1 pseudogene is annotated in these 328 nt (G+C 75.3%); it reads right to left on the bottom strand.

The features are described 5' to 3' along the window. Positions 1-19: 19 nt before the first annotated feature. Positions 20-328: pseudogene (locus tag ACLZOT_RS51060) on the bottom strand (hypothetical protein); the annotation flags it as partial.

Below are 328 nucleotides of genomic sequence, written 5' to 3'. Positions count from 1 at the left end.
GCACCTGCCAGACGGCCTACACCCGGGCCGCGGTATCGGGCATCGCGGCGCCTAGGGCGACCACGCGCAGGCTGGGGTCCTCGGCGGCGGAGACGGCGCGCTCCCACACGTTCAGATAGACCACGAACGGCGATGTGGCGGGCGAGGGCAGCCGGTCGCCGGGCTTCTCCGGGTCGCGGAAGCCGTCGGGCTGGTCCCAGTAGGTCCAGTGCGCGGGCGGAGCGGCGGCGTCCTGCTCCGCGGAGTCCTCGCCGTCCTCGTCCGGGACCGGCACGCCGGGTGCCGGGCGGGTCGCGTCGAGCAGGATGCCGTCGACGTAGTAGCGGCC

It is taken from the genome of Streptomyces sp. 4F14 (genome assembly GCF_048159485.1).
In the GTDB taxonomy this organism is placed as follows: domain Bacteria; phylum Actinomycetota; class Actinomycetes; order Streptomycetales; family Streptomycetaceae; genus Streptomyces.
The sequence above is the reverse complement of the archived record's forward strand: the minus strand, read 5'-3'. Positions and strand labels throughout refer to the sequence as shown.